At 38.9% G+C, this 13,670-nt stretch carries 12 protein-coding genes; all 12 read left to right on the top strand.

Annotated features, from left to right (window positions below):
* Positions 1–142: 142 nt before the first annotated feature.
* The 12 genes from DW005_RS04875 (at position 143) to DW005_RS04820 (ending at position 13,669) form a co-directional block, all read left to right on the top strand.
* Complete coding sequence (locus DW005_RS04875) at positions 143–976, top strand: Cof-type HAD-IIB family hydrolase (protein ID WP_117478395.1); 834 nt, start codon at positions 143–145, stop codon at positions 974–976.
* Between the two features lie 471 nt (positions 977–1,447).
* Complete coding sequence (locus DW005_RS04870) at positions 1,448–2,653, top strand: cation:proton antiporter (protein WP_117478394.1); 1,206 nt, start codon at positions 1,448–1,450, stop codon at positions 2,651–2,653.
* Positions 2,654–2,722: 69 nt separating this feature from the next.
* Positions 2,723–3,286, top strand: a complete 564-nt coding sequence (locus DW005_RS04865) for a histidine phosphatase family protein (protein WP_117478393.1) — start codon at positions 2,723–2,725, stop codon at positions 3,284–3,286.
* Positions 3,283–4,641, top strand: coding sequence for an MATE family efflux transporter (locus tag DW005_RS04860; protein ID WP_117478392.1), 1,359 nt, complete (start codon positions 3,283–3,285; stop codon positions 4,639–4,641). The genes DW005_RS04865 and DW005_RS04860 overlap by 4 nt, the downstream gene beginning before the upstream one ends.
* 4 nt (positions 4,642–4,645) lie before the next feature.
* Positions 4,646–5,509 (top strand): EamA family transporter, encoded by an 864-nt coding sequence (locus DW005_RS04855; RefSeq protein WP_117478432.1) that lies wholly within the window; start codon positions 4,646–4,648, stop codon positions 5,507–5,509.
* A gap of 110 nt (positions 5,510–5,619) precedes the next feature.
* Entirely contained in the window at positions 5,620–7,029 is a 1,410-nt protein-coding gene (locus DW005_RS04850) for an AMP-binding protein (RefSeq protein ID WP_278286504.1), read from the top strand.
* Positions 7,010–7,264, top strand: a complete 255-nt coding sequence (locus DW005_RS04845) for an acyl carrier protein (RefSeq protein WP_181974946.1) — start codon at positions 7,010–7,012, stop codon at positions 7,262–7,264. The genes DW005_RS04850 and DW005_RS04845 overlap by 20 nt, the downstream gene beginning before the upstream one ends.
* A 3-nt stretch (positions 7,265–7,267) precedes the next feature.
* Positions 7,268–8,449: a hypothetical protein gene (locus DW005_RS04840; protein ID WP_117478389.1), complete on the top strand. Its 1,182-nt coding sequence runs from the start codon at positions 7,268–7,270 to the stop codon at positions 8,447–8,449.
* 3 nt (positions 8,450–8,452) lie between these two features.
* Positions 8,453–10,600, top strand: coding sequence for a S8 family serine peptidase (locus DW005_RS04835; protein WP_117478388.1), 2,148 nt, complete (start codon positions 8,453–8,455; stop codon positions 10,598–10,600).
* An 82-nt stretch (positions 10,601–10,682) separates the two neighbouring features.
* Entirely contained in the window at positions 10,683–11,873 is a 1,191-nt protein-coding gene (locus DW005_RS04830; RefSeq protein ID WP_117478387.1) for a leucine-rich repeat protein, read from the top strand.
* A 48-nt stretch (positions 11,874–11,921) separates the two neighbouring features.
* On the top strand, positions 11,922–12,719 hold the full coding sequence (locus DW005_RS04825; RefSeq protein ID WP_117478386.1) for a hypothetical protein: 798 nt from the start codon (positions 11,922–11,924) through the stop codon (positions 12,717–12,719).
* Positions 12,716–13,669 (top strand): hypothetical protein, encoded by a 954-nt coding sequence (locus DW005_RS04820; RefSeq protein WP_117478385.1) that lies wholly within the window; start codon positions 12,716–12,718, stop codon positions 13,667–13,669. Before DW005_RS04825 ends, DW005_RS04820 begins: the two co-directional genes overlap by 4 nt.
* The last annotated feature ends 1 nt before the right edge of the window (position 13,670 follow it).

Raw genomic sequence — 13,670 nt, 5'->3', positions numbered from 1 at the left:
AATGAAGAAGGATTTTGACAAACTTTTGAAAGAATGTCAAAATCCTTCTTTTCTATTTGATAAGAAAAAATTGAAATTTGCAATTTAATGCGTAGTATGGTACCATTTTTCTTACAATTAGGCTCACAAAGGAGAATGATATATGATTCGCTTGATTGCTTTTGATATGGATGGAACTGTCTTAAATGATGAGAAAAAGATTTTAAAAGAAACAAAAGAAGCTCTTGAACAGGCGGCCCGTGCCGGTATTGAAATTGTGCCGGCGACCGGGCGGCCATTTTGTGGTATTTCGGATGAAATATATCAATTAGAGGGTGTACAGTATGTTCTTACGACAAATGGTGCCGGTATTTATGAAAGGGATTCAAAAACTTGTCTTTATGAGGATGCAATTCCGTTATCTGCCTATCTGCCAATGCTTGCCGAAGTGGAGGCTTACGATGTGATGGCAGATACCTTTTTAAAGGGCGGTGCGCTTATGACAAAGAGAAAACGTGACCTTTTGCCAAGAATGCGTTTGACGAAAGAAATCCGTGATTATATTTTGTCGTCACGGCAGGTGGTAGAAAGCCAAGTGGACTACTTGCGTGAGCGAGGTGAAGATGTTGAGAAACTGACAATTAACTTTGCTTATGATGAGGACGGTCACCGCATTGATTACGATGCGGTCTGGGAGGTTCTTAAAAAGTATCCGGATGTGAATGCGGTATCCGGTGGTATGAAAAATATTGAGGTTACCAAAAAGGGCGTTTCGAAAGCAAGTGGTCTTTTGTATCTGGGGAAAAAACTTGGAATTGCTCCAGAAGAAATGATGGTGTTTGGCGACAGCGGCAATGATTTGGACATGATAAAAATGGCAGGAATTGGTGTCGCCATGGCAAATGCAGAGCCGGAGGTTTTGAAAGCGGCTGATTTTGTGACAAGGAGTAATAATGAAAATGGAGTAGGGGGATTTTTGGCTTCAGCAGATTATTAAAAAATTGTATTTTATGCGCCACTCTCGCTTGACAAACGCGCAGGGGTATCGGCAGGTCAAAATCACCTGCCGGATACCCGCGTGTTTGTAGCGCCTGCAATACAATTTTTTTAATAATTTGTCTGAACTCCAAAAATATTTAGCGCGCTTGAATGTCAGTTTCTTTGGAATCAAATAAAATTAGAAAAGAATATTTTATTTGTGGTATATGAATCATTCAAAACTAAGTTTTTTAATAACTAACACCTCATGGAGCATCGGTGAGGCTTTTCAGGATTCCAGTAATTTGTGTTCCGATTGTTTGGTTTTTGTGTGCTATTAATACGCGGGTATCTGGCAGGTGTTTTCTACCTGCCGATACCCCTGCGTATTTGTTAAGCGAAAGCGGCACACAAAGGGCAAACAATCAGAACACAAATTATGGAAACTGAAAAAACAAGAGAACAAAACCCATTGAAGGAGGAAAAAAATATGTTGACATCATTAGCACTGATTTTTTTAGTAGGACTTTGTATGGCGGCGATATGCCAGAAATTAAAACTTCCGCGCATTATTGGAATGCTTGTGACCGGAATGGTGCTTGGGCCATATGTGCTGGATTTTCTGGATTCATCTATTTTGTCAATTTCTGCAGAACTCCGCAAGATGGCATTGATTATCATTTTGCTTAAGGCAGGCTTATCGTTAAATTTAAATGACTTAAAAAAGGTGGGAAGACCGGCAGTTTTACTGGCTTTTGTGCCGGCATCATTTGAGATTGTTGGATATGTACTGTTTGCACCTATCTTTTTGGAAATTTCACGGGTTGATGCTGCGGTGATGGGGGCAGTGCTTGCTGCGGTTTCACCGGCGGTTGTTGTGCCACGCATGGTGCAGCTGATGGAAGAAAAGTATGGAACAAAACAGTCCATTCCGCAGATGATTATGGCGGGGGCATCGTGTGATGATATTTTTGTCATTGTTTTGTTTACAACCTTTTTGGGAATGGCGCAGGGGGCAAAAGTGAGTTTGTTAAGGTTTGTAAATGTACCGGTTTCGATTCTTCTTGGAATCCTTTTGGGAGCGGTAATTGGCTATGTTTTGTATCGTTTTTTTGAAACGGCATATAAACATCAAAATTACGTGAGAAATAGTACAAAAGTTATTCTCGTACTTGGTGTATCGTTTCTTCTGACAGCAGTGGAGGGATGGCTTGATGGAAAAGTTGCCGTGTCAGGACTTTTAGCAGTTGTCAGTATGGCGTGTGTGCTTAAGGCAAGATGTATTCCTGCGGTATCTAAGCGGCTGTCGGAGAAATTTGGAAAACTGTGGATTGCGGCAGAAGTTATTTTATTTGTGTTAGTTGGAGCAGCGGTCGATTTACGCTACACGGCGGCTGCCGGTGGATTTGCTGTGCTGGTAATTTTCCTTTCACTGATATTTCGTATGGCAGGTGTGTTTGTTTGCGTTTTGGGTACTGGGCTGTCATGGAAAGAAAGACTGTTTTGTGCCATTTCATATTTGCCAAAAGCGACGGTTCAGGCGGCGATTGGTTCGGTGCCGCTTGCTGCAGGATTAGGCTGTGGAAAGATGATTTTATCGGTGGCGGTTTTGGCGATTTTAATAACCGCACCGCTTGGCGCACTGGGGATGGATTTGACGTATAAAAAATTGTTAGCACGGGAGGAAAATAACTGAAAACGTCTTGAAAATGTCAACTTTGTGTGCTTAAATGAATAAGAGAATATGAGAAAAGAAGGGAACAACATGAAGAGTGTTTATTTCGTGCGCCATGGACAGACCGTGTGGAACGTGGAAAATAAAATTTGCGGCGCAACAGATATAGAACTTACTGCTCTTGGACATGAGCAGGCGATTGAGACAGGAAAGAAGATTTTAGAGAAAAAGATAGAGGCGGATGTGATTTTATATTCTCCGCTGGTGCGGGCAAAAGATACCGCATTACATATTTCAGAAATAACCGGGATTCCGGCAAAAGAGGAAATGCGCTTAAAGGAGCAGAATTTCGGAAAGTACGAATCGACAGCAAGAGATGGTGCCAAGTTTCGTGAGGCAAAAAAGCAGTTTGTCGAACGATATGAAGGCGGTGAGTCGATGCTTCAGCTGGCACAGCGCGTGTATAACCTGTTAGATGAGGTAAAAGCGTCCGGCAAGACTTGTATTTTAGTGGCGCACAACGGAATTGCGAGAGTGGTGCAGTCCTATTTCTATGAAATGACAAATGAAGAATATGCGGCGTTTGGTGTGGATAACTGTGCGATTTTGCAGTACGAATTTTCGGGTGAGGAAAATGGGGGCGCTAAGGCATGAGTGCAGGAAAAAAAGCCGGCATGGATATGACGCAGGGGACTATCTGGAATAAAATTTTATTGTTTGCACTTCCGTTAGCAGCAAGCAGTATGTTGCAGCAGTTATTTAACTCGGTGGATACAGCCGTTGTCGGTCGGTTTGCAAGCAGTGAAGCGCTGGCGGCAGTGGGAAGCAATGGCTCATTGATTTCTTTGATGATAAATTTATTTATTGGAATTTCTTTGGGAGCCAATGTTGTCATTGCAAAATATATCGGTCAGAAGTCGGAGGAAAATGTGCAGGCGGCTGTTCATACAGCGATTGTCGTGGCACTTATCAGCGGTGTTTTTGTTATGATATTTGGACAACTAATTGCAAAGCCTGTACTTACGCTGATGGGAACACCGGACGATGTGATTGATTTGGCGGTACAGTATTTGCGGATTTACTTACTGGGAATGCCATTTATCATGCTTTACGATTTTGGCTCATCGATTCTGCGAAGTATTGGTGATAGTAAGAGACCGCTGTACAGTTTGATTGCGGCAGGAATTATTAATACCGGATTGAATCTGCTGCTTGTGATTGTGTTTCAGATGAGCGTTGCCGGGGTTGCGATTGCAACCGTGATATCCAATCTGACGAGTGCCAGCATAGTAATGTACATTTTGATGCATGAAACATCGGTTATCCGCATTGATAGAAAACAGTTAAAAATTGTACCAAAAGAATTGAAAAAAATACTAGTTATCGGGATTCCGGCAGGACTTCAGGGAATGATGTTTTCCATTGCCAATGTGTGTATCCAGAGTGCAATTAACAGTTTTGGGTCGGATGCCATTGCAGGTTCTGCGGCGGCATTGAATTACGAATTTTTTGCTTACTTTGTTGTCAACGCATTTGCACAGGCAACTGTGACCTTTACAAGCCAGAACTTTGGTGCCGGTGAGCCGAAACGGTGTCGGAAGATTTTCCATACGGCGATGGTATTATCCCTTGTGTGTTGTGGTCTGCTGTCACTGGTGTTTGTCTTGTGGCGAAACTTTTTTCTGCAGATTTATACAACAGACCCGGCAGTTCTTTTGTATGCCAAACAGCGAATTGTCATTGCGACAACGTTAGAGTGCTTAACATCCGTGTATGAAATCAGCGCGGGAGCAATGAGAGGGCTTGGACGTTCTTTGACGCCTGCGTTAATTACATTTTTAGGTTCCTGCGTGCTGCGGCTGATTTGGATTGCGACAGCGTGTAAGATGGTTCATGAATTTTGGGTTCTTCTTATTATTTACCCAATTTCGTGGGTTGTTACAGGATTGATTATGATGATTGCATACGAAATTGTGAAAAAACGCGTGCTTGAAAGGAAATGGGCGTAAAATGATGTGGCTGTTATTTGCTTTTTTATCTGCTCTCTTTGCAGGGCTTACAGCAATTCTTGCAAAGTGTGGAATTGAAAATATGGATTCGAATGTGGCAACTGCCATCCGAACGATTGTGGTATTAATATTTTCGTGGGTATTGGTTTTTGTCATGGGAGTGCAGAATGGAATTTTTCATTTATCCGGAAAAACCATTACGTTTCTTGTGTTATCCGGCGCAGCAACCGGAGCATCGTGGCTCTGCTATTTTCATGCACTTCAGATTGGAGATGTGAACCGGGTTACACCGATTGATAAATCCAGTACCATTTTGACGATGATTCTTGCGTTCTTATTTTTTGGGGAGACGGTTGGAGCGGTTCAAATTTGTGCAATGGTTTTGATGGGAGCCGGAACGTATCTGATGATTCAAAAGAAGGAAACAGAAACGGGGAAAAAAACAAAAAAGACGTGGCTTTTATATGCCCTATTGTCGGCAGTGTTTGCCAGTCTGACTTCGATTTTGGCAAAGGTTGGCATGCAGGATGTCGATTCAAATTTGGGAACGGCTATCCGTACCGCCGTTGTTCTTGTAATGGCGTGGGTTGTTGTATTTGCAACCGGAAAACAGAAAACAATTCATGGAATTGGCAGAAAAAATGGGGTGTTTCTTGTGCTGTCCGGTGTGGCAACCGGAGCGTCGTGGCTCTGTTATTTCCGTGCGCTGCAAATAGGACCGGCAAGTGTCGTTGTGCCGATTGATAAATTAAGTATTCTGGTTACGATTTTTTTCTCGTATTTTGTGTTTGGTGAGAAACTTACCAAAAAATCAGGAGTGGGGCTGGTGCTTTTGGTGGCAGGAACATTATTGCTTTTGAAGAAGTAGGTTGAATCTGTCAAAAATAAATTTATTTAAAAATAAAAAGATTGACAATTTTATAATAAAAAGGTAAAATGAATTTAATATTTGGCAAAGCATAAAAGGAGGAGAAAGCGATTAAGGTTTGGGGAGATTCAAAAGACAGGAAAACCGCATTGATGGATGATTCCATGCAGCGGGTTACTTATGGGGAACTAAAGCAAAAAATAATCGACGTGGGAAGACATTTAAGCGTTAGACAACTGGTCGTGATAGAGATGGGAAATAACATGGATTCTGTTATCTTTTATCTTGGATGTTTGTTTCGAGGAACTGTAGCTATTCTTGTACATGAGAATCTTTCAGAGTTTGAATTATCCGAGTATATTGAAAAATTTGAGCCGGAGTATTTGTTTTTGTCAAAGGGAACAAATGAATTGATTTTGGAGAGGACAGGCTATCAAGTAGTAGACATTGGCAGCAAACGTGTTCTGTTTGAAAAAAGAGTGAAGGTGCAAAAAGAGATAAATCCGAATTTGGCAATTCTCTTGCCGACTTCAGGCACTTCACGTGTTTCAAAATTGGTTCGTATCAGTAGAAGAAACCTTTTGGATAATACAAAAAATATCTGTCGTGCATTGGAGATTGAGAGTACAGATGTTGCGATAACATCGCTGCCGCTTTCCTATACTTATGGTCTTTCCGTGCTGAATACACATTTGCTGCGACATGGGACGGTTCTGCTTACAGGGAAAAGTGTGGTTCAGAAAAGTTTTTTTGAATTTGCAAATGTAAATGGTGCCACCAGTTTTGCCGGTGTGCCCTATACCTATGAATTATTAGAGAAAAGCGGACATTTACAAAAGGATAATTCGATTCAAAAATACACGCAGGCAGGTGGAAGGCTTTCGCTGAATTTGCGTGATAAATTTGCGAAGTATTGTAAAGAAAATGATAAGACATTTACGATAATGTATGGTCAGACCGAAGCGACAGCAAGGATGACTGTGCTGCCCTGGCAGGAAATTGAAAGAAAAAGGGGAAGTGCAGGAAAGGTGATTTGTGGTGGTAAATTATGGATTGACGATGGCTTACATAATGAAGTAGAAGGCGAGATTTTTTATGCCGGTAAAAATGTGAGTATGGGATATTGTTATGGAGTTGATGACTTAGCACGTGGTGACGATAATCAAGGAGTTTTAAAAACGGGGGATTATGGTTATCTGGACAAAGAAGGATTTCTTTATTTGTCAGGGCGTCGAAATGATTTTGTAAAACTGTTTGGTAAGAGAATAAATTTAAACAGCATTGAAAGAATGATTGACGAAAAGTTTGGCTTTGAAGTAATTGTTCGGGCGCAGGATGATGGAATTACGATTTTGTATGAGGAACAATGGGAGAAAGTGGTTTCTCTCAAACAGGAACAAATTCGTGGAGAGATTCATTTGCCACATAGACACATTAAATTTAAAAAAGTGGAGAGTTTTTTGAGAAACCGAAATGGAAAACTCTGTAAGGGGGAAAGATATGGAGACAACGCGAGATAAGGTGATTCGAATGATTCTTGAGGAAATGGATTCCAAAATAGAAGCGAGCGAAATTCAGGATGATACAAATCTATTTGAAGATTTGGAAATTGATTCGATAGCTGCTTTGGATATTGTCAGCAAGGTGGAAGAAGAATGGGGGATTAGTCTTACGGACTATCCGGAGTTGTTAGATGAAATGGAAACTGTAAGTTCGTTTGTAACGTTTTTGGAAAATCTGTGTGGGGGTGAATAGAAGATGGATTATAAGAAAATGGCGGAATATGCCTATGAAAATATACCTTTTTATCAGAAATTGAGAGAGCAACCGGTAACTGACTGGGAACAATATCCGGTCATTGATAAGAAAATGATTGTTGACAAGCAAAATATGTTATTTGCTCCAGAGTATATTGGTGATTTGTATGCCAATCGTCTGCAAAAAGTGTTGACTTCCGGTTCTTCCGGTGATTGTTTGGAAATATATTGGAAACGAGAGGATAGTATGAAATCGCTGACATCCCTTTGGATGAAAAGAAAAAAATACTATGGAATCGTTCCCAGTGACCGTAGATGTTATTTCTTTACAACCAAGATTGTGGGCGGTAAGGAAATTGAAGTGGAAAAAACGGAGCATGGACTGGGATTTTGCAAGGCAGATTTGTCTTCAAAAAAACTGTTAGAAATTTATGAAAAAATGAAAGCGTTTGAACCCAAGTGGATTATCATACAACCGTCACTATTAATCTTATTTATGCAGTTAGTAAAGAAATATCAGTGTAAACCAATTACCTCGATAAGTTACATTGAAGTAACGGGAGAACGGATTACAAATGACTGGAAAGAGGAGGTGGAAGCATTTTTTAACTGTAAAGTTGCCAGCCAATATGGGTGTTATGAAGTAAACTCGATTGCTTATGAATGTCCTTTTCATAAGCTGCATGTGATGACAGAAAATGTTTATGTGGAAATTGTGGAGGATAATCAAATCTGTATTACATCAAAGCATAACCGGGTGATGCCATTTGTGCGATATAAAGTTGGAGATAGAGGACGTCTTTGCACAGATAGGAATTGTTCTTGCGGAAGTCAGGAACCGATTTTGGAATTGGAGATGGCAAGAGATAATGACCTAATACAAAAGGCAGATGGAAGTGTGGCACATTATGATTGCCTTTTTGGAGTAATTGAGCGAATCAATTTGATGCTCGAAATGGCAATATTACAATTTCAAATTATTCAGACAGATTATGAAAAATTTGATGTTTATATGGTGGTAGATGACGAGGAAGATATTCCTGAGGTTCAGATGTTATTTAAGAAACTGTGTGATAAAGATCAGATAAGGGGAGAGTTTACTTTTTCCTTTGTTGATTATTTGTATCCAAGCGAAAAAACCGGGAAATTAGCTTGGTTTTGTTCAACAATGAAAGGAGTCTAATTTATGAGAGTAAGAGAAATTATGAGAAGGAGTTGTGCAGTGACGGCAATGGCTGCGCTCGTTATGCATCATGTAGGGCCAATGCTTAATATTCGAGCAGCTGAACCTGCAAATGAAAGTGGTGTAACCGGACAGAGAACACAGCAAAAAGGAAAGAAAGATTACATCGTTAAGTTTAAAACGAAAGCGGCGATGAAACAGTCCACAAAAACTTATGAGGAAAGCACGGAAATTAATCAAAATGGAGAGGATAAACTGGAAGAAAACAAATTGGTTTCTTTGGAACTTTCCGGTAAAGAAGCAGAACAACTGGAAACGAATCAGAATGTTGAATTTGTAGAGGAAGATAAAGAAGTTTCTGCTTGTGGTGAGAAATACTTTGCGGGAAAAGATAAGAAAAAGCATAAGAAGGTGGAGAAAAGACATAAGAAAAATGAATCCAAGGTAGAATGGAATGTTCAGATGATTCATGCTGAAAACAAGGCAAAGAAATCAAATAACAAAGTAAAGATAGCTATTTTGGATTCCGGAGTTGACTGGGGGAATGATATCGATCTTGCCTATCAGACAAGTCTTGTTCCGGGAGAAGAAGAAATGACACAGATGTTTATGGATGGTTCCGGTCATGGTTCCAGTGTGGCTAGTCTTATTGCAGCAAAAGATAATGGCGAGGGAATTACAGGAATTAATCCAAATGCCGAAATTTATTCGTATCGTGTATTAGGAGATGGGAATAAAGCACCGATAAGCCGAGTGGTTGAAGCAATTTATATGGCAATTAACCATAAAGTAAATATTATCAATATGAGTTTTGGAATCAGCGAGTATTCGGAAGCTTTGGAAAAGGCAGTACAGGATGCTACAGATGCAGGAATTTTGGTTGTTGCCGCAGCAGGAAACACAGGAAGTGAAGGCGTGCAGTATCCGGCTGCTTATGACGAGGTAATGGCAGTAGGTGCGGTGGATAAAGATGGTTCTGTAGAGCAATATAGCGCAAAGGGCGAGGAACTTGATCTTGTGGCACCGGGTGAACTTGTTCGGACAACCGGTTTTATTGGTTCAGAAGAGGTGGTTTCAGGAACAAGTCTTGCTGCACCTCAGGTTGCGGCAGCAGCGTCATTGATTATGGAGAAAAATTTGAATGCTTCGCCGGAATTTGTCCGTGGTCTTTTAAATGAAACTGCTAACTTGTATGGTGAATCCGATGCATATGGAAGTGGACTTTTGGATGCTGAATACGCTTTAGCACAGTATGATAATTATAGTAAAAACTATACAAAAATTAATACACAGAATGGGGTCGAAGTAAAAGTAAACAAGCGTAAAGTTGAAACTTTTGAGGATACTGGCTGTGTAGAGGGAAGCTGGACAGAGGGAGCGCATAAGAAAATGGTAGAAGAAGAATATTATTGTGTAAGAGCAGGAGTACGATTCCCGGATTTAAAGGATAAGTTAACAGTGACATACGATAATGTAAGCTACTCGTTTGATATGGGGACAGAACATAGTGGGGAAAATGGAACAGAAGGACGAAAATTTGCTGGAATGAATCCAAATCCATGCTGGCATGGGTATTATACAACAAATTATGTGAAAGCAGTCTTATATGCTACATACATTGCGGAGGCTGTCTATAAGTATAATACGATTGCCAGAACAGAATCTTCATTCGAATATGAATATGCACAAAAAATGCAAGATTCAGTTGAAGAACTTTATAAAACATCACAGAAAGGCTGGAATTATATTCTGTATGATTTGAAAAAAAATAATTCTAAGGCAAAAAAACAAAGTAATTCAAATGGATTTAAGCGTGCTGTTATTTGGGGAATGGCGATTCATTCAGCAACGGACGTATATGCTCATAGCGCTCGAACAAGGAGTGGTGATATTATACATCCATCAACTGGCATAAAAAATGGCGCAGATGATAAAGAGTATATAAAAGAACGATATGATGATGCTGCTACTGTGGCAAGACGGATGATGTTACGGTATAGTGAGAAAAAGGAATTACGTGTTACGGATCTTGAAGTGCCTGGTAATTATACTCGCAATTATGAGTTGAATAAGTATTCCGATTATATGAAAGAAGTAGGAAATGAGGTTCACTATACATTTGATTATTCAAATTCACATGGTACAAAGTAACAGAATGAATTTTTGAAAAATGCAACTAAATACTCTTTTCAATCGTATTATTAGTAAATAAAACAATTATAAGGAGGTTCATATGAAAAAAATAATATATGCTGCCATGTTTTTTCTCGCGATTACAATGATGTGTGGAAATGCTGAGAAAGCAAAGGCAAAGTCTTATAAGGCAGGAAAATTTAAATACCAGTATAAGAATACTAAAAAAGGGGTGTGGATTACCAAGATTACGCCGCTTTCTTCCAAGGGAATCAGTAAGCTTAATATCCCTGCTAAGATAAAGGGAAAGAAAGTGGTCAAACTGGGAAATACGAATGACAAAGATACTACTGATTATACTACTTTAAATCTTTTTGGTGTTAGAATTGGATATTATGAGGAAGGTGGTATTCATATCCCATCAAATCCTAAAGTGCATAAAAGAGTTGCTAAGATAAAGAAGATTCGGATTCCGGACTCAGTTGTATCAATAACACCAAGTTGTTTCTTTGATGTGCAGGAAGGAAAGGAGATTAATATTCCAAAGGGTGTGAAGAGAGAGGTTGTGAATCAGTTTACGAGGGTGAAGTGGAAGAAAGTAAAAATATCGTCAAAGAACAAAACGTATAAAGTAAAGAATGGCTGCCTACTTTCTAAAAATGGAAAGGTGATGTATGGTCTTGTATATAAGAAGAAAAGGGTAGTTGTGCCGAAAACGGTAACAGCGATTGAAACGGACGGCACCAGAGATACGGCACATAGTGAAACAGTTCACGGATTGGCATTTTTAGGATGTGAGACATTGGTGCTTCCAAAGAGCGTAGAAAAAGTCCGTATTTTTAGTTATTCAATGATGAAAGTGGAGGTGGATTCTGGCAGTCAGTATTTTGTATCAAAGGACGGATCGTTATACGATAAAAAAGACGGCAGACTTGTATGGCTGTATCAGACCGATGGAATATTTAATATCCCGGATGGAATCAGGGAAATACCGGAACCTATTAGAACATACGGATATGCAAAAAAAATCATTATTCCGGCAAGTGTTAAAAAGGTGGCAAATATAGTGCAGTATTGTTATGTTAAAGATCCGGTAATTGTATGCAAAGGAAAAGAACCACCGACTTTGTCAAAAGAACAAACTAATTCGGTAGTAAGCCTTAGAGACGAAGTTATTAATATTACGGTATATGTACCTACAGGATGTAAAGATGCATATGAAAAAACGTGGCAAATAGATAGAAGCAGAGTAGGATCAGAAAGAATAAAATTTACATTTGTTGAGCAATAACGTAGTAGTATTGTAGAAAAGTAAAACAAGTAGAAGGGGGAAAACAAAATGATAGAATTAGAAAAAACATATATATCTTCATCCATGGAGGCGCAGATTGCTGAAATGATAGGGAGAGATGAGAAGAGTAATGACTATCGATTCTATCATTTGTTTTCCTCTCTTGTTTTTGACAAAACAAAGAAGGAACTGAGGTTTCCAATTCTTCGAGAGATTTGGAGAAGTGGTGTTGCAGTAAAACGATATTTAGAATATCCATGTAAATCGCCTACAACTATGATACATGTTTGGAAATCATTATCAGAATATCTTAGTAAGGGCGCGTACATAGTAAATTTTGTAGATGAAAAGAAAGTTTGTGAAGATATTATTTTAATTGTTGCCATTGACGAAAAGAAACGATTGGTAACGATTCGTTATAAAAAATTGACAGGGGATATAGTAGAGCAGACCTTGTCGTTTGAGGAATATGCAGATGATTTTCTATCGGAAAGTATTCAAAAACATTTGGTACGTTTTGATATTTTTGATATTGTAAAACAGACAGGGCAAGTAGATAGAAAAGAGATTCGAGAACATTGGGAGAACGCTAAACTTAGTTTTTGGGAGCAGAGGAAATGCATGAAGAAAGTGATGAATATGGAAAAAGTTCTGGGAGAATGGTTTGTTGTTTTTCAGAACGCGGTTTCATATTTGGCAGAAAAGGGCGTTATGAATCAGTCACCCCTTGTGCAGTCTGATTATGAATTGTTTTCTTGTGAGAGTAAAAATCTTGGGAAGAAGTTAAAACGATACTGTGAGATATTAAGTAATGCATCTGATTATATAATGGGAGAGGAAAAATGAAAAAGATATTAAAAAATGTACAGCCTTCAATTCGTGCCTATCTGGGTTTGGCTTGCTGTTATAGTATTATTGATGAGCAGGCTTTCAATAGTGGATGGGTGTATGATAAATATATACATTTGGAATACACGTCGTATGATAGTCAGATTAAGTATGCCGATTATGAGCATTATGATTTTGTATCTGCTCAAGGTGTATTTGCTAAATCTTTTATTGAATATCCTTATGATTTTTGCAGTGAAACTATTTTTTGTGATTATATCTGTAAAATGCTTGATGAGGGCGAGTATTGTTTTGCGTTGTGGAACGAAACCATAATTACTAATTATTTATATGAAAAACAAAATCCGGGAATTTACGAGCATGGATGCTTCGTATACGGTTATGACAAGGATAAGAAGGTGTTTTATACACAAGGATATTTTGATAATGAAAACTGGGAACATGCACAAATCCCATTTGAAATTTTTTACGAGGCTCTTTCATATTGCCCGGAAAAGGGTGAAATTGCCTTGATTGGGTATCGTGAAATACCAGATTATAAATGGGAAAGCAATATTCCAAAAATGATTCGGGAATTAAATGTTTATAAGAGAAATTCGAAAAACGACTGTGAAGATACAAGATATGACTTGAATGCAATTTTATCTTTTTTTGCTAATTTAAGATTAGGTGTTCCGGTTCATGTACCTTCTTTATATTGTATTTATGAGCACAAGGTGCTTTTTGAAAAAAGATTAGATTTTATGAAAAAGGAAGGTGTTCCAATAAAAGAGTCTGATTTGAACAAGGCTAAAGAACTGATAAAGACTAGCCGCAAGGTGATGCTTTTGGGAAAATACTATAATTCCAATCTTCAGGAATCTTCTTTTGCAGCTATGTTAGATGCGGCGAAGAAGCTGATTGAGCTTGAGAGGGATTTTTGCGAAGGAGGATTACAATTAAGATGAG

This window comes from Clostridium sp. AF36-4, assembly GCF_003435975.1.
GTDB lineage: Bacteria > Bacillota > Clostridia > Lachnospirales > Lachnospiraceae > Eubacterium_F.
The sequence above is the reverse complement of the archived record's forward strand: the minus strand, read 5'-3'. Positions and strand labels throughout refer to the sequence as shown.

What these genes read in the sequence shown, in the direction of transcription:
- DW005_RS04820 (WP_117478385.1), top strand. Translation starts at nt 12,716, where the DNA reads ATGAAAAAGATATTAAAAAATGTACAGCCTTCAATTCGTGCCTATCTG.
- DW005_RS04835 (WP_117478388.1), top strand. Translation starts at nt 8,453, where the DNA reads ATGAGAGTAAGAGAAATTATGAGAAGGAGTTGTGCAGTGACGGCAATG.
- DW005_RS04855 (WP_117478432.1), top strand. Translation starts at nt 4,646, where the DNA reads ATGTGGCTGTTATTTGCTTTTTTATCTGCTCTCTTTGCAGGGCTTACA.
- DW005_RS04865 (WP_117478393.1), top strand. Translation starts at nt 2,723, where the DNA reads ATGAAGAGTGTTTATTTCGTGCGCCATGGACAGACCGTGTGGAACGTG.
- DW005_RS04860 (WP_117478392.1), top strand. Translation starts at nt 3,283, where the DNA reads ATGAGTGCAGGAAAAAAAGCCGGCATGGATATGACGCAGGGGACTATC.
- DW005_RS04845 (WP_181974946.1), top strand. Translation starts at nt 7,010, where the DNA reads ATGGAGACAACGCGAGATAAGGTGATTCGAATGATTCTTGAGGAAATG.
- DW005_RS04870 (WP_117478394.1), top strand. Translation starts at nt 1,448, where the DNA reads ATGTTGACATCATTAGCACTGATTTTTTTAGTAGGACTTTGTATGGCG.
- DW005_RS04875 (WP_117478395.1), top strand. Translation starts at nt 143, where the DNA reads ATGATTCGCTTGATTGCTTTTGATATGGATGGAACTGTCTTAAATGAT.
- DW005_RS04840 (WP_117478389.1), top strand. Translation starts at nt 7,268, where the DNA reads ATGGATTATAAGAAAATGGCGGAATATGCCTATGAAAATATACCTTTT.
- DW005_RS04830 (WP_117478387.1), top strand. Translation starts at nt 10,683, where the DNA reads ATGAAAAAAATAATATATGCTGCCATGTTTTTTCTCGCGATTACAATG.
- DW005_RS04825 (WP_117478386.1), top strand. Translation starts at nt 11,922, where the DNA reads ATGATAGAATTAGAAAAAACATATATATCTTCATCCATGGAGGCGCAG.